Origin of the sequence: Lysinibacillus sp. 54212 (assembly GCF_036662795.1) — a bacterium.
Taxonomy (GTDB): Bacteria; Bacillota; Bacilli; order Bacillales_A; family Planococcaceae; genus Lysinibacillus_B.
Window position 1 is genome coordinate 1 of the sequence record NZ_JBAFWZ010000039.1, and the last position, 20164, is coordinate 20164.

General features: G+C 35.8%; 20 protein-coding genes and 1 pseudogene. 15 read left to right on the plus strand and 6 right to left on the minus strand.

Annotated elements, in window-relative coordinates:
• From V4T18_RS17105 to V4T18_RS17130, 6 genes are all read left to right on the plus strand, one after another.
• Positions 1-1294, plus strand: a 1294-nt coding sequence (locus V4T18_RS17105; RefSeq protein ID WP_332651490.1) for a DNA/RNA non-specific endonuclease, incomplete at its 5' end; no start/stop codon positions are given.
• Between the two features lie 7 nt (positions 1295-1301).
• Entirely contained in the window at positions 1302-1781 is a 480-nt protein-coding gene (locus V4T18_RS17110) for an antitoxin YezG family protein (RefSeq protein ID WP_332651492.1), read from the plus strand.
• A gap of 562 nt (positions 1782-2343) precedes the next feature.
• Positions 2344-3225 (plus strand): DNA/RNA non-specific endonuclease, encoded by an 882-nt coding sequence (locus V4T18_RS17115; protein WP_332651494.1) that lies wholly within the window; start codon positions 2344-2346, stop codon positions 3223-3225.
• A 12-nt stretch (positions 3226-3237) separates the two neighbouring features.
• Entirely contained in the window at positions 3238-3705 is a 468-nt protein-coding gene (locus V4T18_RS17120) for a DUF600 domain-containing protein (RefSeq protein WP_332651496.1), read from the plus strand.
• Positions 3706-3803: 98 nt separating this feature from the next.
• Positions 3804-4487, plus strand: coding sequence for a NucA/NucB deoxyribonuclease domain-containing protein (locus tag V4T18_RS17125; RefSeq protein ID WP_332651498.1), 684 nt, complete (start codon positions 3804-3806; stop codon positions 4485-4487).
• 23 nt (positions 4488-4510) lie between these two features.
• A complete protein-coding gene (locus tag V4T18_RS17130; RefSeq protein WP_332651500.1) occupies positions 4511-5158 on the plus strand; it encodes a DUF2625 family protein in 648 nt (215 codons plus the stop codon).
• Positions 5159-5483: 325 nt separating this feature from the next.
• On the opposite strand, the gene V4T18_RS17135 is transcribed toward V4T18_RS17130, so the two are convergent.
• Positions 5484-6635, minus strand: a complete 1152-nt coding sequence (locus tag V4T18_RS17135) for a tetratricopeptide repeat protein (RefSeq protein WP_332651502.1) — start codon at positions 6633-6635, stop codon at positions 5484-5486.
• A 244-nt stretch (positions 6636-6879) separates the two neighbouring features.
• On the opposite strand from V4T18_RS17135, the gene V4T18_RS17140 reads away from it, so the two are divergent.
• The 3 genes from V4T18_RS17140 to V4T18_RS17150 all read left to right on the plus strand — a co-directional run bounded on the left by V4T18_RS17140 (position 6880) and on the right by V4T18_RS17150 (position 8793).
• Positions 6880-7539 carry an EcsC family protein gene (locus tag V4T18_RS17140; protein ID WP_332651504.1) on the plus strand — a complete coding sequence of 220 codons (660 nt, stop codon included), beginning with the start codon at positions 6880-6882 and terminating at the stop codon, positions 7537-7539.
• Between the two features lie 246 nt (positions 7540-7785).
• Complete coding sequence (locus V4T18_RS17145) at positions 7786-8073, plus strand: hypothetical protein (protein WP_332651506.1); 288 nt, start codon at positions 7786-7788, stop codon at positions 8071-8073.
• 570 nt (positions 8074-8643) lie between these two features.
• A complete protein-coding gene (locus V4T18_RS17150) occupies positions 8644-8793 on the plus strand; it encodes a hypothetical protein (RefSeq protein ID WP_332651508.1) in 150 nt (49 codons plus the stop codon).
• Between the two features lie 134 nt (positions 8794-8927).
• Here the strand turns inward: V4T18_RS17150 and V4T18_RS17155 are convergent, their stop codons facing one another.
• Positions 8928-9767 (minus strand): YitT family protein, encoded by an 840-nt coding sequence (locus V4T18_RS17155; protein ID WP_332651510.1) that lies wholly within the window; start codon positions 9765-9767, stop codon positions 8928-8930.
• A gap of 796 nt (positions 9768-10563) precedes the next feature.
• Between V4T18_RS17155 and V4T18_RS17160 the strand changes: the two genes are divergently transcribed.
• The 3 genes and pseudogenes from V4T18_RS17160 (at position 10564) to opuFB (ending at position 13925) form a co-directional block, all read left to right on the plus strand.
• Positions 10564-11316, plus strand: a complete 753-nt coding sequence (locus V4T18_RS17160) for an alpha/beta hydrolase (protein WP_332651511.1) — start codon at positions 10564-10566, stop codon at positions 11314-11316.
• A gap of 318 nt (positions 11317-11634) precedes the next feature.
• A pseudogene (locus V4T18_RS17165) lies at positions 11635-12348 on the plus strand (ABC transporter ATP-binding protein); the annotation flags it as partial.
• A gap of 62 nt (positions 12349-12410) precedes the next feature.
• Positions 12411-13925, plus strand: coding sequence for an osmoprotectant update ABC transporter permease/substrate-binding subunit OpuFB (gene opuFB / locus V4T18_RS17170; RefSeq protein WP_332651512.1), 1515 nt, complete (start codon positions 12411-12413; stop codon positions 13923-13925).
• A gap of 58 nt (positions 13926-13983) precedes the next feature.
• On the opposite strand, the gene V4T18_RS17175 is transcribed toward opuFB, so the two are convergent.
• Positions 13984-14163: a hypothetical protein gene (locus V4T18_RS17175; protein ID WP_332651514.1), complete on the minus strand. Its 180-nt coding sequence runs from the start codon at positions 14161-14163 to the stop codon at positions 13984-13986.
• A 327-nt stretch (positions 14164-14490) separates the two neighbouring features.
• Between V4T18_RS17175 and V4T18_RS17180 the strand changes: the two genes are divergently transcribed.
• Complete coding sequence (locus tag V4T18_RS17180; RefSeq protein ID WP_332651516.1) at positions 14491-14733, plus strand: hypothetical protein; 243 nt, start codon at positions 14491-14493, stop codon at positions 14731-14733.
• A 282-nt stretch (positions 14734-15015) separates the two neighbouring features.
• Here the strand turns inward: V4T18_RS17180 and V4T18_RS17185 are convergent, their stop codons facing one another.
• Positions 15016-15156 (minus strand): hypothetical protein, encoded by a 141-nt coding sequence (locus V4T18_RS17185; protein WP_332651518.1) that lies wholly within the window; start codon positions 15154-15156, stop codon positions 15016-15018.
• A 210-nt stretch (positions 15157-15366) separates the two neighbouring features.
• Positions 15367-15897 (minus strand): GAF domain-containing protein, encoded by a 531-nt coding sequence (locus V4T18_RS17190; protein WP_332651520.1) that lies wholly within the window; start codon positions 15895-15897, stop codon positions 15367-15369.
• Positions 15898-16532: 635 nt separating this feature from the next.
• On the opposite strand from V4T18_RS17190, the gene V4T18_RS17195 reads away from it, so the two are divergent.
• Together V4T18_RS17195 and V4T18_RS17200 are read left to right on the plus strand one after the other, a co-directional pair.
• On the plus strand, positions 16533-17177 hold the full coding sequence (locus V4T18_RS17195) for a response regulator transcription factor (RefSeq protein ID WP_332651522.1): 645 nt from the start codon (positions 16533-16535) through the stop codon (positions 17175-17177).
• 14 nt (positions 17178-17191) lie between these two features.
• On the plus strand, positions 17192-18691 hold the full coding sequence (locus V4T18_RS17200) for a sensor histidine kinase (protein ID WP_332651523.1): 1500 nt from the start codon (positions 17192-17194) through the stop codon (positions 18689-18691).
• A gap of 117 nt (positions 18692-18808) precedes the next feature.
• On the opposite strand, the gene V4T18_RS17205 is transcribed toward V4T18_RS17200, so the two are convergent.
• Complete coding sequence (locus tag V4T18_RS17205) at positions 18809-19549, minus strand: hypothetical protein (RefSeq protein WP_332651524.1); 741 nt, start codon at positions 19547-19549, stop codon at positions 18809-18811.
• Between the last annotated feature and the right edge of the window lie 615 nt (positions 19550-20164).

Sequence of the window (20164 nt, forward strand, 5' to 3'; positions counted from 1 at the left end):
TGGATTTTTAATAGGTATCGGAACAGCCATTTTCAATCCGATTGATACATTCAACCAAATGTGGGGCGCTGTCGAAGCCGCCTGGGAACGAGATGTAATCAACGGCGATGCACGCAGTCGGGCAGCCTTCTTCTCCTACGCGATTGTATCCGCTGTAGGATTAAAAGGCGTTGATAAGCTTGGGAAACTCGGCAAGGCAGCATCCAATATTCCGTACAATGCGATGAAGACCGGCAATCTCAAAGACTTGGTAAAGAACAATGTCTTAGGCTATATGCAGCAAAAAGGAAAGCAGTTAGAAGACCTCTGGAACAGCAACTTCAGTAAAGAGGCCATCACGAAAACTTTCCAGGCTGTGAAGAACTCAGCAATCGTCACCAAAGCACGAAATGTTCTTGATCCAGATAACATCAAGGCAGTTATGGCTAAAACTTACGAGGATGTCATTAAGGCACCGGCATCCAAGACATGGTCGTGGATGAAGGATCATGTGTTTAATGTGAAAGTACTAGATGGTTTTCAAACGGGCCTAGATGTTGTTGGAGTATTCCCTGGCTTTGGAGAAATTGCAGATGGCATAAATGGCCTTATCTACACAGCACGAGGCGATGAACTGAATGCCGCTTTATCCTATTCTGCGATGATTCCAATTGTAGGAAATGCGAGTACAGCTGGAAAGTGGATAAATAAAGGCGCAGATGCAGTGGGTGATGTATCAGATGCTGCTGGGAAGACGAAAAAGACTGTTAATGATGATGTGACGGGTAAGGGTTCTAGCATAGGTAGTAAAATTGAGGTACCTTACGGAACGCATATTATTAAAAATGGTAACAAAAAAGTATTAGAACCGAATATAAAGTATAAAACAGAAGAAGGATATACTTATGAAACCAATGAATTTGGTCGAATTGAAAGTGTAGAGGCTGATTTACAGCTTGGCAAAGGAACGAGAAATCAATATGCTCAAAGTAATGTTGGTGAAAAAGATCGAATCAAAGGTAAGTATCCAGAAAGAGATGATGGCGGTCATCTAATTGGTAGTCAATTTAAAGGTTCGGGGGATATTGATAATTTGGTTCCGATGAATTCCCAAATTAATGAAGCTGGTGGAAAATGGCATCAGATGGAACAAGAGTGGGCATCAGCATTAGCCAGAGAAGGGGGCAGTGCAAAAGTAAAAATAAAACCTCAATTTACTGGTGATTCTGCTAGACCTGATAGTTTTATAGTAGAGTACTCAATCGATGGTGGCAGGAAGAAAAAGGTTACAATACAAAATCAAATCGGAGGTTAGTTAAATTATGGAAAAACAGATGGAGCAGATGTACCCTATCATAGCAGAACATATTATTGAGATGATACCTGATGGTAATTGGAATGAGATTTACTTGTATGCAGAAATATTAGACGGTTCTAGAGAAGTATACTTTTATTTTAATACTTCGGAGAATGAGGATTTTATGTATTCTCACGATATTCCAGAAGAATTTAATGTAAGTGAAAAAAATTATGATAGATTGTTATTAGAATTACAAACTAAATTTAATGATTTAAGACAAATATTTATTGAAAACCATCAAGAGCCATGGACGAATTTAACGCTAACATTAAAGTATCCTGGAAAGATAAAAATTAATTATAGTTATGAAGACGTAATAAATTCAACAATATCCCCTACTCAACGACAAATGATTTTTGAATATCAAAACTTAGGTTTATTACCTGAAAACGAAACAAATATACAGTTTGTAAAAAATTATGTGAATAATCAAAGTGAATAGTGATAATATGAACCTTAGCAATTTAAGTTTTGACTAGCTATATTACTTAACAAAATTTTTGGTGGCTTAAACCACTTGATGTTAGACTATTAAGAAATTAATAAACATTTAGAGTGTTAAAAGACTTATTCTATCTAAAAAGCTCTTATATTTTATTAATTATCTATGTTGGAAAGCAGATATACGAGATTGGTTATATTGAAAAGTATAGAGAATGATCATATAAATTAATCGATTTATATTTAGGTAAGAGAACGCCGAAGCTCGTGGCGAATAAAAGTACAATATGGAAACAGTACTTACCCCAGTCATAAGACAATTAAAACACCTTCAAGAGAATGCCCTCATGTAGTAAATGTTGGGACAACTTGAAGGTGTTTTGCATTGGCAACGAGAATTAGCTTCTAGTGAAAGAGCAGAGGATAACTGTGATTAGATCTATAATTCATGTGCATAATAACACTCCCATGTCTTCGGCTATATGCAGCAAAAAGGAAAGCAGTTAGAAGACCTCTGGAACAGCAACTTCAGTAAAGAGGCCATCACGAAAACTTTCCAGGCTGTGAAGAACTCAGCAATCGTCACCAAAGCACGAAATGTTCTTGATCCAGATAACATCAAGGCAGTTATGGCTAAAACTTACGAGGATGTCATTAAGGCACCGGCATCCAAGACATGGTCGTGGATGAAGGATCATGTGTTTAATGTGAAAGTACTAGATGGTTTTCAAACGGGCCTAGATGTTGTTGGAGTATTCCCTGGCTTTGGAGAAATTGCAGATGGCATAAATGGCCTTATCTACACAGCACGAGGCGATGAACTGAATGCCGCTTTATCCTATTCAGCAATGATCCCAATTGTAGGAAATGCGAGTACAGCAGGAAAGTGGATAAATAAAGGCGCCGGTGCAGTGGATGATGTATCAGATGCTGCAGGGAAGACAAAAAAGACTGTTGATGATGATGTGGCGGGTAAGGGTGTTACAAATGAAGTAATCAGAGATGGAAGTCATATTAGTAAAACTGGAGTATTGAAACCGAATATTAAATATCAAGCAGGGGAATATGATTATCATTATAAGACAGATGAAATTGGGAGAATTAATGAGTTTAATGCTGATGACTTAAAATTAACAGAACGTGATAATAGATTACCACATAAGTCTAATACACCTGGTAAAGAACCAGGGGATCATGCTGGGCACCTAGCTGCAGATAGATTTGGGGGATCTCCTGATTATGATAATCTCGTTTCTCAATCGAGTGATGTTAATTTAAGTAAGTACAAGAAGTTAGAGAATAAATGGGCTAAAGCAATAGAAGAAGGGAAGCAAGTTTCAGTTAATGTTAAAGTTAATTATGATGATGATAGTTTAAGGCCTATAAGTTTTGAAGTAAAATATGTGATTGATGGTGTTGTTAAAAAACAAGTACTTGAAAATTAGAGGTGAAAAAAGATGACTAAAATATTCGAAGATTATTTATCAGAACTACAAACTGATATGGTAGCAATTTGTTTAGAGTATGTTGAAGATAAGGCTGAAGATTTCTATATATATTGTTCATATGAACCTAAAATGTATTTTTTTGATGTATTCTATAAAATAAATGGCCATGTGGTACTTAAGAATGATTTAAATAGTGCAGTTAATGAGAACATTACTAACTCAATAGTTTATGATACATCAGAAGATAGACAAGAAGCAGTATTAGACATTGGATTAAAGAATCTAAAGGAAATTCATAATAAATGCAAAGGTTTTGGAAGAGAAATGCCTACCGAAATAAAACTACATTATGATGTGAAGAAAAATAAATTGAATGCTAAGTATCGATATGAATTAATTTATACAAATGATGACGAGCTATTACCAGATGATATTTTTGATTATTGGTTCGAAGAAGTAAAAAAAAGTGATATTTAAGGAATACCTTGATTACTAAATGATATGCTCTCCATTCGATAGACAGATAAAAAAGTATAATCTGTTTATCAAATGGGGAGTTTTTTATGTAAAAGAAAGTGTTTTCAACTGAAACGTTAAGTGAAGCATCCAAGACATGGTCGTGGATGAAGGATCATGTGTTTAATGTGAAAGTACTAAATGGTTTCCAAACGGGTCTAGATGCGGCTGGATTATTCCCTGGTTTTGGAGAAATTGCAGATGGCATAAATGGTCTTATCTACACAGCACGAGGCGATACTCTGAATGCCGCTTTATCCTATTCAGCAATGATCCCAATTGTAGGGAACGCGAGTACAGCTGGAAAGTGGATAAATAAAGGCGCCGATGCAGTGGATGAAGTATCAGATGCTGTTGGGAAGACGAATAAAAGTGTTAATGATGATGTGACGGGTAAGGGGGGAGGAGACCCTGATTTAATAGAGGTTGAAATTTCAAGAAATAAATACCCAGAGTCAACAAAGCATATTGAGGATGCAATAGCTAATGGGCAACCAGAAGTTTTGACAATTGATAGGTCGGGTTCAAAAGCTAATCGTAAGGCATCACTGAAAGGTATAGATAAAGTTCCAGGAAAGGATTTAGATGAATATCCACCAGCTATGTTTAAAGAAGGTGGGGATGGTGCAAGTGTTAGACCTATTAATCCTTCTGATAATAGAGGTTCAGGGTCAACTTTTGGACACAAATTAAGACCATATCCAAATGGAACCAAAGTAAAATATAAGATAACTGATGATTAAATTTAAAAATATAGGAGGAAAAAATGAGTAATATAGATAATAATTTATGGCATGAAATAAACGACATGTTGATGAGTTCCAATAGGCGATTAGTATTAAATTCAGATGGATTAGAGTATGGGGTAAAATCTATTAATGTATTACAAATAACATCAAAATCAGCATTAGGCTCAATAATATTAAATACATCTGGGATAGTAATAGATAATTGGATTAGAATACTAGGACACGACAGTAATATTAATAGAGGTATACTGTCATATAATTCAATTGGTGAAAATGGAGTGGCAACGAAGGTTGATAAAATGTTAATAGTTGCAGATGATGTTGTTGGAGGACTTTTTGCATTAAATGCTGGGGCTTTTTCTGAAGGAAAAGGTGAAGTATGGTATTTTGCTCCAGATACGTTAGTGTGGGAGTCATTGGAAATGCAATATTCAGAGTTTATAGCTTGGGCTGTACAAGGAAATGTAGATGAATTTTATAGTAATATGAGGTGGAGTACATGGAAAGAAGATTGTAAAAATGTTAAATTCAATGAGGCTATATTGATATATCCATTTTTATGGTCTAATGAAATACAATTAGAAAAGGCAGATAAAAAAATAGTTCCAGCTGAAGAATTACTAAAAATAAATCAAGAATATAGTAAAAAGTTTAAATTAAGTTAATAATGATAGAATGCATAGCAATGAAAAAAGGGACTATTACATCATGTAGTAAATAGTAAAATATACTCCCCGTTAGATAGGCAGATAAAGAATTAAATCTGTTTATTTAGTGGGGAGTTTTTCTATATTGAAAAGAGGTTTATAACTGATTAGCCTTTTAATATATTGATGAAGTTCATCATTCAATTGCAGAAATTTTTCAGTTATTTCCTGTTGATGAAAGAACGATATAAGTGAAGTCGAATGAAAAATGAACCGCCTAATCAAGTTCGATATGGGCAGTTCATTTTATTCTAAGTAACTCCTTGTGTACATGGGAAGTAGTTTATTTTTTATACCACTGAATGTCTGTCCCAGTGCCGGTCATTTCAATGACACCTGCTTTACGTAGTTCACGAATAACCTTAGTAATCGTTGCTAAGCTGATGTCTGGACATGCCTGTTGAATATCGCCTTTTTTGAAGAAGCCTTGCTGCTCGTAAATAAAAGCTTCGACTTGCTGACTTTTCGTTCTTTTTTGTTGAGTTTTTTTCTTTTTACTTTTTCTATCTAATTTTCGGACACGTGCCCCCATGAACGCTTCAGCAAGAGGGTAAAATGTTGAAATGTCCTCGGATGATAATGTTAGATAGCGAGGAAGCTTGTCTGACTGTAAATTTGCGGTACTACCTGCTTCAATTAATTTTGTTTGAGTCGGTAAAGCTTCATATTTATTTTTTGACTCGGTAGCAGCAATAAAACTCGTGCAGATACCATGAGCAAGTAATTCTCGTAATCGAGTTGCTTCTAAATGTGGATAAGCTTCAGCCGCAATCATCATTTGATGTAAGTGGTGAATCGCTTGCTTGTAATTTCTAAGCTGCATGAGCAAGTTTGCAATAGAAAGATGTGATTCTACTTGATTCGGGTCGACTTCAATCGATTTTTCAAAAGCAGCCATAGCTAGCTCTGGTCTTGAGCCTGTTAAATAGAGATTACCAAGCTTGTTCCATAATAAGCCGTTCATTGGCGTAGCTGCAATTAACTTTAGGTAATGTTCCTCTCCATCCGTAGCGTATGGTGGTTCATAGCCGTCAGAAAGTTGAATTTCTCCAAAATGTACAGGTAAATTTCTTTGGGGTGCCATCAAAGCACTCATTGTGAACATTAATAATTCTGGTGAATCTTTCCATGGACCACCTGCATTACAATGCTTACAGCGGAAATAGCCAGTAAGCTGCTGTGATTGTTTCTTCCCATTGACAGAAACTGAAATAGCGACTATTCCTATATCGTATTTTCCAGAATGTCCACATTTCCCACACTTCATCATCATTTCATTCTTAGGCTGAGGTGTTTCGATTTTTTTGAGTTGGTCGACGATTGATTTAACATAAATGCCCCCTAAATGCTTGAAAGTTGGTGAAGTAGGGATATTAGTAAGTGGTTGATTCGTTAGAGCGTGAATAAGTTTCGGGTTAATTTGTTTTCCAGACATATAGACCTCCAAGTTTTTTGTATAGCATAACATAATTGTCTTATAAATCTTGTTAGAATAAATAGAGAAATTAGAATGGATTTAAGGTTTATGTTATTAAATTGCAATAGTTATTTAACTATCTCATTGTTATTGAGGGACCTTTTTAAAATACAAATTCCGGATTTTAAATTGTAAAAAATTTCTTTTTTAATTATTTGTCATTATATATAATGAGCTTATACGATAAAGGGAAGTGATGAATATGGTTGCCTTAACAGAGTCGAATGTAGGAAAAGCTTTAGAATGGGCTTACGAGAAAGCGATAAATGGTATTCCAGGATCTGATACAGCAGCTGAATTAGCTGAAAGTTATATAAGAAAGCATACTAGTATGGATGCTGCAATTAATAGTTTAATTAATTATCAAATAACGAAATGTGCTACTTCAGGATTTATAACAGGATTAGGTGGCGTCGTCACAATGCCAGTTACAATTCCTGCAAATATAGCATCCGTCATGTATGTTCAAATGCGAATGGTAGCAGCAATTGCTCATATGCGAGGATTTGATTTAAAGGATGATCAAGTACAAACATTTGTTTATGCATGCTTAACTGGTCAAACAGTCAATGAAGTCGTGAAAAGTGCAGGCATAAAGATTGGTCTAAAAGTTGGAGAAGCGCAAATTAAAAGGATACCAGGTGAAGTTATAAAAAAAATTAACCAAGCAGTTGGTTTTAGGTTAGTTACAAAGTTTGGTCAAAAGGGTGTTATCAATTTAGGAAAGATGGTGCCGTTGATAGGTGGTGTAATTGGGGGCAGTTTTGACGCTGTTACTACTAAAACTATTGCCCAGGCAGCTCGTAACTCCTTTAAAGAAGGTGGCTATAATAAAGGGGAAATTATTATTGATATGGTTTAACTTATTAAAGCTATTAAATTGAATCAAGACAGTCTTTTCATAAATTTTTATTAGCTTATGCAAAAGGAAGGTATTTATTTTGAAACATCCTCACCACAAGTTAATAGAAGTAAGTTAGCACTTCCACCAGATTGGAATAGAATTACAGGTGTTCGGTAATGGAAAGTTAAACCAGACACAATAATAATTAAAGGAAAAGCAGGGTTGTATTTTCAAATGAGATCAATATATTGGGGGCTTAGAACAATGGTATATAACGAACCTCGAAAGCTTAATAAAACCGTAAACTTTATAGAAAAAGCTGAAAAAGTGAAAATGAAGGTAGAGTGTGAAATTAAAGCTCACAAATTAGGTCAGGGTAAAGATGGAACGATAGGTCAACTCAGAAATTTCTGTAAGGATATAGAACTAATGATTGAAAGCAAAAGCCATATCTCATCATATCCAAGGGCTATTGCTGACTCGTGGGATTTAAATAGCGAACTTGGAAAGCAATTATTGGATTTATATGAGGTATATAAGAAACTAAGCTAAGATAACTACCATTTGAAAGAAACACTAAAAAACTTCATCTAGGTAAACTTATTTGGTAGGATGGGCAATTATTAAAGTAGTGAAGAGCCTTTAGATTCAACCTATGATATTTCGAATGTATATGGTATACAAATGAGAATCTACAAAAATAAGGATGCCGCTTTTTATTGGAGATGATTTGATGTTAAGTTTAAATTTTCTATTAAGAATACTTAAAACATAAAACAATTTGGACTTGTTCCAATAAAAGATTGTTTTATATTAATGGGATAGGGAAGATGACCGATTTAGTAAAGTAAACCTTAGTGAGTACTCTGGGGATTTTTTCATTTATAAAACAATATGATATTCAAGAAATGAATAAACCCTTCAAGTTGAAATTAATGCATAAGGATACAAGTTTTTATCGTGAAGATACTACACGGCAGCTTAAAGCAATTCAAGGGTAGTTAGTAGAATTAAATGGAGAGAGAAGAAATAGTTATTATTTAGACAGCGAGTGATGAATAGGAAAAAAGGTTTTTAGCTGTTCACTTATGCGTCGAAGTATAAATATAAGAAGGTAGAAATATGCCAAAACAAGAACAATGTCCGGTCTGCTATAATTACATCGAATATGAGGATGGTGCAGCCTACTGTTTCATGTGTGATGAGGTTTTCCGTGAAACAGATGATGGGCTCGAAAGCGATTTACTTGGCTGGATTCATAAACAACCATAATACAAGCCGCGCAATTATGTTGCGCGGCTTATTTAGTCTGTATTTCACGAAGGCACGTGCCAAAATAAAACTGATAACAGGGAAGTTACTTCACCGCGCATTTACCTCAGGCAAGATACGACAGCCTTTTCTGATTAAGACTTTGATAGCTCGATAAAGCCTTTTCCAAATACATCTCGTACATCATGGATGGCAATAAAGGCATCCTCATCTACCGCTTTTACGATATTTTTTAGCTTAATGACTTCTTGTCTGCTAATGATGATATATAAAATTTCCTTTTGATCCTTCGTATAATAGCCATGCCCAGATAGTACAGTTACACCTCGATTTAGTTTATAGCTGACTTGATCTGCGATGGCATTCGGATTTTTTGAGATGATTGTTACTGCTTTTTGAGGGTTCACACCTTCAATCACGAATTCCATAACCTTTGTTCCAATGTAAAGCATCATAATCGTAAGCATAAGTGCTTCTGCGCCGATAATGAAATAGGATGAAAATGCCACGATTAAATCGAAAAATAAAAGCGCGTAGCTAATGTTCCAACCTAGGAATTTATTTGCTATTCTCGCTAAAATAGTCGTACCAGCCGTTGTACCACCGACGCGAATAATTAATCCAATACCAACCCCAACAAAAACCCCACCAAAAATAGCATTAATCATAATTTCATCGGATTGAATGGACCAAGATTCTGTTAAATGTAAGAATATTGAATTGAAGATGACGGCGATAATTGTATAAATGGTCGTTTGCCTACTGAGGAATCGATAGCCGATCATTAATAGTCCAGTATTGATTACCAAGCTGACAATACTAGGGGACCATCCCATTACATAATACAAAATAATCGTTACACCTGTTACACCGCCTTCACCTAAATCGTTTGGAATAACGAATAAGTTGATAGCAAGTGCAAAGAGGAATGCCCCAATCATCATAATAAAAATATCAACTGCAAATTTTTTCATTTTTCACACCGCCGTTTGTAACTAAAATTTTCTAGTAGTTTATACTATTTCTATAGTATTGCTATGGAATTGGTTAACGCAAATAGCTTTTTTTGTGTAATTTACATGTGCCAGCAAAGAGCTTTATATAGAGCTATGAATCCGAGGTGTTTATACATCTCACTCCAATTTAATTTACCTCTTATTCTATAATGTCACTATCTGTCAGCACAATAAAAAATACGCTTAGAGCAACTAAGTATAGCTTTAAATCAACTCAAGGTCCAATGTTAACGTGTTTCAGCAGAAATCCCCTACTTCTATAAGCGAGTAGGAAAACACCAATATTATTTTGATGAAGTGCGCAATAAAAGGGCTTTACATTTCTGCGCGTAAGGATGCTTTAAAATTAAGTAATTAGAACTAGCAATGCTATAATAAGTGAATCAGTGTATATGATAATAAGTTGAAGAAGCTTTAGACATGTTGCTAAATTATGCATAAGTACAGATGTAGTTTGCTTACTTTACCCATGAAGTTTCTACAAGTAAGCAAAAGGAAGGGGCTACTGCGAAGGTAGAAAAAGCGTTGGATCATGCATTCAATCCTAACCCATTTGTGGAAAAATACATGTATTTAAAGAAAACACCAAATAATTAACGATGAAACGCCAAAGTCCTGAAGAGGGGCAAATGATATGGTATTTGCTTCATCATCTTGTTCATTAATAGCAACAAGAAAATTGGGTAATCAATATACCTGAAATATACTAAAACATTTTGAAAAGATGAATGTAATAATAAGTAGGAGATATCAAATGAAACAAAAGAAATCTTTAAAGTTCAAAATTTTCACGGGAATTTCCGTTTTTTTAATACTACTCGTTGCGGGATTTTTTATTTATGTAAGTTCATACTATAAGTCCAGTTCGTTAGCTTTGGATAATTTAAAATCTGACGCGTTCGTTACAGTTGAAGAAAACGGAGACATATTATTTGAACCAGTATCGAATGCTAAAAATATAGGATTTATTTTTTATCCAGGAGCAAAGGTAGAAGCTTCAGCATATGCACCTATAGCAAAAGAGATAGCAACAAAAGGTTATACCGTTAGTATTGCTAAAATGAGCTTTAACTTAGCCATTTTATCACCTAATAGAGCAGACAGTATAATAAGTAATCACGAAGAAATTGATACTTGGGTGATAGGCGGACATTCTTTAGGGGGCGTAATGACAGCGGATTATGCACTGAAAAATGATAAAATAAAAGGGTTAGTTCTATTAGCATCCTATCCCCAATCAAAAACCAATCTTAGTAGTAGACCAATAAAAGTCTTATCACTATGGGGAAGCAATGATAAAGTTGCAAACCTAAACAAAGTAAAAGATGCTAAAAATGTTATGCCAAGTGACGCACGTTTTATAGAAATAAACGGTGGGAATCATGGAGGTTTTGGAGATTATGGACATCAAAAAGGTGACGGTGAATCTTCAATAACAAATAAACAGCAGATGATGGATACATCAAAATATGTTATAGAACTGTTGGATAGTTTGAACGAGGAATAATACCAATATAGAAAAAGCCACCTAATTGGTGGTTTTTTTTATTGCCTTGCAAAAAATGCCTAAGATCAAAACAAGGAATAGCCTATTCGAATGTTCAAAAACGTGTGCATATGAACATAAAGTCAAGCGATAGGAATAAAATATAATCCGGAACCAAAAAGGTTAAAAGAGGAAAAAGTCTACATAGATCGAACTTAATACGTAGTATTATATTTCCGAAAAATCATTGCCAGGAGATGCAGTGCATATTTTATGTACAGGGTGCTAACAAGCGTTCACAAAAAAATCTTGCAGACGCCAGGAAAAGGGGTTTTCACAATGATTGTATTTGAGAATGTTACTAAAAAATATGAGAATAGCCAGATTGCAGTGAATAGCATTGATCTTGAAATTAATGCAGGGGAATTCTTCGTCATCATTGGTCCTAGTGGTTGTGGAAAAACGACGTTACTGAAAATGATCAATCGTTTAATTCCGTTGACCCAAGGAACGATACGAATTAACGGGAAGAGAATCAGTGATTATAACATCCATGAATTACGCTGGAATATCGGCTATGTGCTGCAGCAAATAGCGCTTTTTCCGCATATGACAATTGAGGAGAATATATCGATTGTGCCGGAGCTGAAAAAGTGGCGGAGTGAAGATATCGGGCGTCGGGTTCGAGAGTTACTGGAGATGGTAGGGCTTGATGCCGATCAATATAGCCAACGAAAGCCGAATGAACTTTCTGGTGGAGAGCAACAAAGAGTTGGGGTCATTCGTGCTCTAGCAGCTGACCCGGAAATTGTACTAATGGATGAGCCATTTAGTGCACTCGATCCGATTAGTCGGACGAAATTACAAGATGACCTTCTCCAGCTTCAACGTTCGATACAAAAAACCATCGTATTTGTTTCGCATGATATGCAAGAGGCATTAAAATTAGCTGATCGGATTCTTGTGATGAAGGATGGGAGAATTGTGCAAATTGGTACGCCCCAGGCTATCATCCAACATCCAGTGAATGATTTTGTTCGAGAGTTTATCGGAGTGAACGAGCATACTTTCCATAACCAAAGTTCAGCAGAATCCTTGGAAAGAGGAGGATTCGAATGACAGATTTTATGGATGTTTTTAATGAACGGAAAGGACAACTCCTAGCCTCTATACTCGAACACATGCAGATTTCATTTATTGCATTATTTTTTGCCGTTGCCATTGCAATCCCTCTAGGAATCTATTTAACAAAAGAGAAGAAAATGGCAGAAAGCATTATTGGCATTAGTGCAGTCCTACAAACGATTCCTTCATTAGCCTTACTCGGTTTGTTAATCCCGTTGTTTGGCATTGGGAAGGTACCTGCAATCATTGCACTAGTTGTTTATGCACTTTTACCGATCCTACGAAATACATTCACGGGCATAAATGAAGTGGACCCTTCGCTTAAAGAAGCGGCTACAGCGATGGGGATGAACACATGGAAAAGGCTAGTGAAGGTGGAGCTTCCACTCGCTATGCCCGTCATTATGGCGGGGATCCGGACAGCTATGGTCTTAATAGTAGGGACAGCAACACTTGCGGCATTAATCGGCGCGGGTGGATTAGGGGATATCATATTACTTGGCATTGATCGGAATAATCCTTCACTCATACTACTAGGGGCTGTGCCTGCAGCGTGTTTAGCGATAGGGTTTGATGTTTTACTGAAAAAGCTCCAATCACTTTCCTTTAAAAAATCAGTCTTCACATTAAGTGCTATTAGTGCTGCGGCAATACTCATGATTCTGGCACCACTAGTAAACTTTAATGAAAAAGACGAGATTGCTATTGGAGGTAAACTTGGATCAGAGCCCGAAATACTGATTAATATGTATAAACTATTGATTGAAAATGAAACGGACTTAACCGTTGAATTAAAGCCTGGCCTGGGTAAAACTTCATTTGTTTTTAACGCACTAAAATCCGGCAGTATCGATATTTACCCTGAATTTACGGGTACAGCCATTTCCGAGTTTTTAAAAGAGCAAGCTGTTAATAATAATGAAGAGGATGTGTATGAGCAGGCGAGAGCAGGTATGCTGGAGAAATTCCATATGGTGATGCTGAGCCCGATGAAGTACAACAACACCTATGCACTAGCTGTTTCAAAAGAAATAGCAGAAGAGTATAGGTTAGAAAATATTTCGGACATCAAGGCAATTCAAGAATCCATCAAAGCAGGGTTTACATTGGAGTTTAATGATCGAGAAGATGGCTATTTGGGCATACAAAAGCTCTATGGAATCTCAATCGATCATATCCAAACAATGGAACCGAAGCTAAGATATCAAGCGATTGATACAGGAGATATTCAATTATTAGATGCCTATTCAACAGATAGTGAGATAAGGCAATACGGTTTAAAAGTGTTAACTGACGATCGACAGCTATTCCCACCATACCAAGGCGCACCATTAGTAAGAGCGGAAACACTAGAAAAGTATCCAGAACTAGAACAAGCGTTAAATAAACTAGCGGGTAAAATAACGGATGATGAAATGCGCGAAATGAATTATCAAGTTAACGTAGAAGGCAAAAATATAGAAAAGGTGGCACGTGAGTTTTTAGAGAAAGCGGGTCTATTATAGAGGGTTAAAAGCAGCTGGAGAAATCGAATCGAATTTCTCCAGCCTTTTTCCTATGAGGTTAAGCTGCTTTCTTGTTGCCCTTTTTCTTCGCTTTTTTGCTAGCTGCTTTTTTGTCAGCCTTCTTCTCAGCCTTTTTCTTCTCTAGCTTTTTCTCGATTTTCTTTTTCTCAGCTTTTTTCTTCGCTTTCTTTTCTAATAAAGCTTCTTCAATTTTCTTTTTCTTGATTTTTTTAGCCATCTCTATGCACCCCTAATACTTATTGACGTTCTTATGTAAATAGAATGTCTATATACTAGGGTATACCATCCATAATTGGAATGCAAATATAGTTTATGTAATATATTTACATTTATCGTATGTAGGCACTATTATTGTTCAATGTTTAGAACCTTAATCGAGCGGACAAATGCTAAAAGTAAAAGGTATTGATCATTTCGCCACACATGGAGTAGATGGCTTGGTAATTAGTACTGATATGGGGATAGCCGCTAAGTGCAAACGGTCTATTTGATCGATGAAATGTATTACCTACAAGATATAGCCACTACTGTTCATAAAAGATGGATGGCGGTAGAGGCTAAGTTAAGTGCGGTTGGTAATTTAGGCGAAAAATATGAAGTGCCGTATAATGGTGGATCTGGTACAAAGGATGGTGATTCGTGTGAAGATCTCACATGGAATGCAACAATTCATGTCCTGGATCCCGGAGCAACATCCATCACGTTTTATCTATTCGCTCATAGAAGTAATAGTCAAAGTGATTTTAAAAGAATTGATTTTGATCCTATTACGATAAAGTTGAATTAAAATATAGCAGAGTGGGGTAGCCTGTAGGTATCATAACGAAAGGACTTGTATGTTAATCTACGTACAAGTAAGTCCCTAAATAGCCCATCTTACCTTCCTAACAGCCTTACTTCAAAGGGTATCTATTGATTACTATTATACCCAAAAAAAAAATAAGTTAGAAAAAGAGAAATACCACATAAAATCAAAAACTTTTTATCATCCCACTTAAAATAAAGGATTAAACTTAATGCCGTAACAATAAAAAAGATGAAACCAATAATCCAAAACATCTTTTCACCTTTATCCTATCCATCTACCAATAAATCCACCGATGAAATATCCTGCTAATAAAATAATGATAGCTGCAGCTACATAGAATCCTATCCTAATAAAAGTATCCTGCTTCATAATAAAATTAGTAAATAACTCTAAACCTTTCATTCGAATACCTCCTTAAATTTCCTACTTATATGTTTAAATTAACATTTTACAAAAAGTATTCAAGTGTTTATATTAAATATAATGAATTGATAATTCCAAAATAAGTAAAGCCTCAATTCACAAAAATGAATCGAGGCTATTTATAAATGGCTATGATCTAAAAGATTGTTGCTCTTGTAATAAAGAAAAGAAGACCCAAAATTATTGCGCTTAGTTGGTAGTACTTTTTGAATTCTCTATGGCCAAAGAAGCTAGCTTGCTATAATAATAAACTGCATTTAACGTTTTATCATCTGGATTTCCTAACTCTCGACTATAAAATGCAATTGTCCCTAATAATTCATTGTTAGAAGAGAGAAGAGGGATTGAAAAACAAGAACGAAATCCATGTACAATTGCAGAACTTCGGTACTTTTCCAAAATAGGATTGTTTTCAATATCTGAAACGATAACATGTTGTTTTAAAAAGGCAGCAGCTCCACATGAACCGCCATAAGGACTGACCTCAACTGGCTCCATAGATTGAATAAAATTTGTAGGGAGAGAGGAACTCACTGTTTCTCCTAATTGATTTAGCTTTGGATTGTACAACATGATGGAACCATACAGACTAAAAGGATCGCAGGAATTTTCAATGCTATTCACAATAAAATTTAGTATTTTTTTTAATGGCATACGAGATGAAATCATCTCGATAATAATAGTTTTATTTTCAAATAAGGATTTCTGAACTGTAATCATCATTTTCCCTCTTTTCAATAAGGTTGTGAATTGTCGGTGTATTCTTATTTACTATTATTACAACTAATTACAACCATCACTATAAGGAAAACCCCTAAGCGTTATTTGAAAAATCCCTATACTTTACTAGTTCATTCCCTATATTACGTGGGTTATTCCCCCCTGTCCGGTAAGTTTAATGGCTCCCTCTTCACGATGATTTGGGGTTGATTTCCGTTCCGACGTGGATAGTGAAATGATGATGCAACCAATGCAGGAGCAATATTTCTTAATAGAAAATTAATGAGGATCAATATTTATCAAAATGGTTTATCCAGAATTATTTTCGCGATTTTTAGCACACGTAACGGAGAGCGGCGAGTGTAGCTGACGGCTGCGCCTTTCGCTACAGAGCAAGGCTTCCTGCGGGAAAGCGGAGTGATGAGACCCCGCTTTCCCGCAGGAAATTTATTTGCGACGAGGAGGCTCAGCGCTTCGCCAGCGGAAAGCGACCGCTCGGAGTGCAGTGTGCGGTGCATTTATAGCAACTCCGACTCGATGATGAACCAATTTAATGAAAAATACCTACGTATATCCAATATTTGATATATATATGGTATAGTATTTTTAGAGATTCTAATTTAGGAGGTGCAAGTATGATTTCAGTACTACTTGCCGACGATCATGCCATTGTACGCTCGGGAATTAAACATATGATTAACAGTCAAGATGACATGAGGGTTATAGATGAAGCGGAGAACGGAGAAGAAGCCGTTCATAAAGCATTAGAAAAAAAACCTGATGTTATCATCATGGATTTAAATATGCCAAAGAAGAGCGGGCTTGTAGCAACAAAACAAATTAATGAAACGAATAATAAGATGAAGATCATCGTTTTAACAATGCATGAAGGGAAGGAATATCTATTTCACGCATTGCAGGCGGGGGCTTCTAGCTACCTATTAAAAAGTTATCATGAAAATGATTTATTAGAGGCTATTCGTACAGTTTACCGCGGAGAAGCTTACTTATATCCGAATGCTACAAAACTTTTATTAGAAGAATATATGAAAAAATCAGATGCCAATGAGAGTAATTTGCAAAAATTAACGGGCCGCGAACAAGAGGTATTATCTTATTTGGCTAAAGGTTATACCAATCGGGAAATAGGAGAGATGCTGTTTCTTTCAATAAAAACGATCGAATCCCATAGATCGAAAATTATGGAAAAATTACAACTGAAAACACGTCCAGATTTAGTGGAATTTGCAGTGAAAAACGGCTATTTAGATTTTGATTAAGGGAGCACAAGAGGATGGCAGCTAGAAAAAAAGAAGAAATTAAATTTATAATTTTTGCAATTTTCGCATTGCTTTTACTGTTCCGTTTTCAAATAGCACACACATCTGCTAATGTAGACCATCATTTTTTATTACTACATACATTGTTTGAGTTATTTAGTATATTTGTTTCTTTCTCTATATTCGTACAGGCGTGGACAACTTACTCTACCCATCGAATTAAATCTCAATATTTTATTGGGCTAGTGTTTCTAGCAGTAGGTTGCTTTGATTTAGTTCATACTTTCACGTATAAGGGAATGCCCTTTATTGACGATGAGTTTTCTGCTACCCGTGCCACGTGGTTTTGGATTGTCGCACGATTAGTAGAAAGCTTTGGCGTTGCTCTGTTTGTCTTTAGACCTAACCAATTGTACTTTATTAAACGTCGTTGGGGTGTAAGTGTAGCCCTCCTAGTTGTTAGTATTGTGACAACGATTATTTTGACAATACCAGAACAGCTTCCAGTTCTACTGAATGAACAAGGGGTTACAAGTCTTAAAGTTTCGCTTGAGTATGTCATAAGTATAACTATTTTCCTTACATTCCTTACTTTATTAACAAGGTATTTAAAAGAGTCACGACCAACTATTGACTCGCTTCGCATGATTTTTGCCTTATTTATTATGATGGTAGGGGAGCTCTTTTTTACCCTCTATAAGCATGTGTATGCCATTGAGAATATATTAGGGCACGGTTTCAAATTTGTTGCCTATATTTATATTTACCGTGCGATCTATTTCCCTGAGATTCGGCAGATCTTAACTGACAAAGAAAATGCTGAAAAGCAGCAACTCGAGGCAGAGCTGAAGCTATATGAGACTGAGAAAAACTTATCCCGACAAGTGTTTGAAGCACATGAAGAGGAAAGAAAGCGTGTATCTAGAGAGTTACATGATAGTATCGGCCAATCTCTATATAGTATTTTAGTTACGTTAAACACAGTAAATAAAGATCAATCCGTCCAAAAGAATGAAGAGAGTCTTGATACGATAAAGGTGATGACACAAGAGGCAATGAAGGAAGTAAAAGAAATTGCACGTTCATTAAGGCCAAGTACATTAGATGATTTAGGCTTTATTCCAGCCTTGAGGTCCTATCTTGATTCATACAAAAGGATTCATAATAGCTCAGTTCACTTTGAAATAGAAAAGGGAGTAGGTAGATTGCAGCCAGAAGCTGAAACAGCTCTCTATCGAATCTGTCAAGAAGCGTTAAATAATACAGCGAAATATGCGAAAGCAACCGAAGTCTATGTATCTCTGGATACGGATGGAGATGCAGTAAATTTAACAATTAAAGATAATGGGATAGGATTTTGCGTAGAGGATTATTTAAAAGACGCACAGCGAAGAGGTATTGGTTTATATAGTATAAAGGAGCGAGCAGAAGGAGTAGGTGGCTCTGCACAGTTTCATTCTAAAGTAAATGAGGGAACGACGATCGAAATTGTTGTTCCAAGACATGGGGATTAAAAAGTTGATCCTTCAGAATAACATTACTCTTTTGTAGAAGACATCGTTCTAAGTCTTCTACAAAGGAGTTTTTTTGTGGTTAGGAAATAAAATACGTACGCTTCGACGTAGAGTTGTCTAATTGCTTGTTTGTAGAACGAGATTAAATGTACTCTTATTTTTTTCTAGAATCTCAACGTCTTCAATACTGTCTACTAATTCTTTAAATAGTCGATATTTAGAAGAGTGGTGTAGTCTTTCTACTAACGCCTCATCCTCAAATGTTATAACGATTCGACCATCCCCTTCATTAATAGTGACACTTAATGAGTCAACAGCATTAAAGCTGTCAATTATGTCAATCATATATTGAAGAAATCGAAATATATTATTCTCTATTTTATGAGGCTGCCTTTGCAGCGTTCCTCTAAAGTCAATGTCGACCGTTATGTTTTTTCCTTCTTTAAGTAGCTCATAGTAAGATTTAATTGCCCCGTAAGGCCCCAAATCCTGCATACATATTGGATATACACTAATCGAAGCCTCTTTCAACTGCTGTAATTGTGCTTCAATTTCTTTCTTCAGTGAAGCTAAATACTCTTTTGCAGCGTCTGTTTGAGCTTCCCTGTCTAACGTACGGATTCCTAATAAAGAGCTATATAAAATTTGTTCAAGGGGATCCAATGTTTCTTGAGCTAATTGATACTTTTCATTTTCATGGAAATCCCAAATTCGATTAATCATCTCATTTTTTTGCTCGAACAACTGTAGAAGTTTTTCATAGTCATCTAAGATCTTAATGGTTAATTCAGATTCATTGTCGCTAATTTTGGATCGATAATCTTGAATAAGTGGTTGAATGTCACCAATACGGTTCATCACTATGTACACTCACACCCGTCATGTTATTTTCATTTCACGTTAACATTATCTCGCAAATAGATAGCGATAATCTATAGGGTTTTTCCCTATATTTTCAGAAAAACCCTTCAAATTTATTCGATTTTGTCAAAGTTTCTAGTGTGATTCCGGGGATTTAGTAATTGGTAGGGATTTTCCCTATAGTGAAATCCTTCTAGTATGAATACAGGTAGGGGCTGAGTTCAGTGTAATTGATCATTTGGATGTCACATGGAGAGCAAGGAAAGTATTGTAATGTCAATCAAGAGGGCGTGTTCAATAAAGTTTACATTACAGGAAAATGGGTTTGGAAAGTACTGGTTTATCTCGTGATTCATATTCCGAAGTAAAGTGGAATGGTTTTAATTGAAGTTGGAATAGCTAATTCTAGTATTCAACAATTGCAATTGTTAATGGAAGACTAATGACTTGTGAGCCAGTCCTAGAGCGAAAACAGAAGGGCTAATAGGGACAAGTCTAGAGTTATAGATCGCTCGTGATAAACCTAATAATAATCATATAGAAATACCCGCCTAACCAAATAAAGTGTACCCTTCGTAAAGGACATTTTGAAAAAAGCCTAGGCAACTTGTT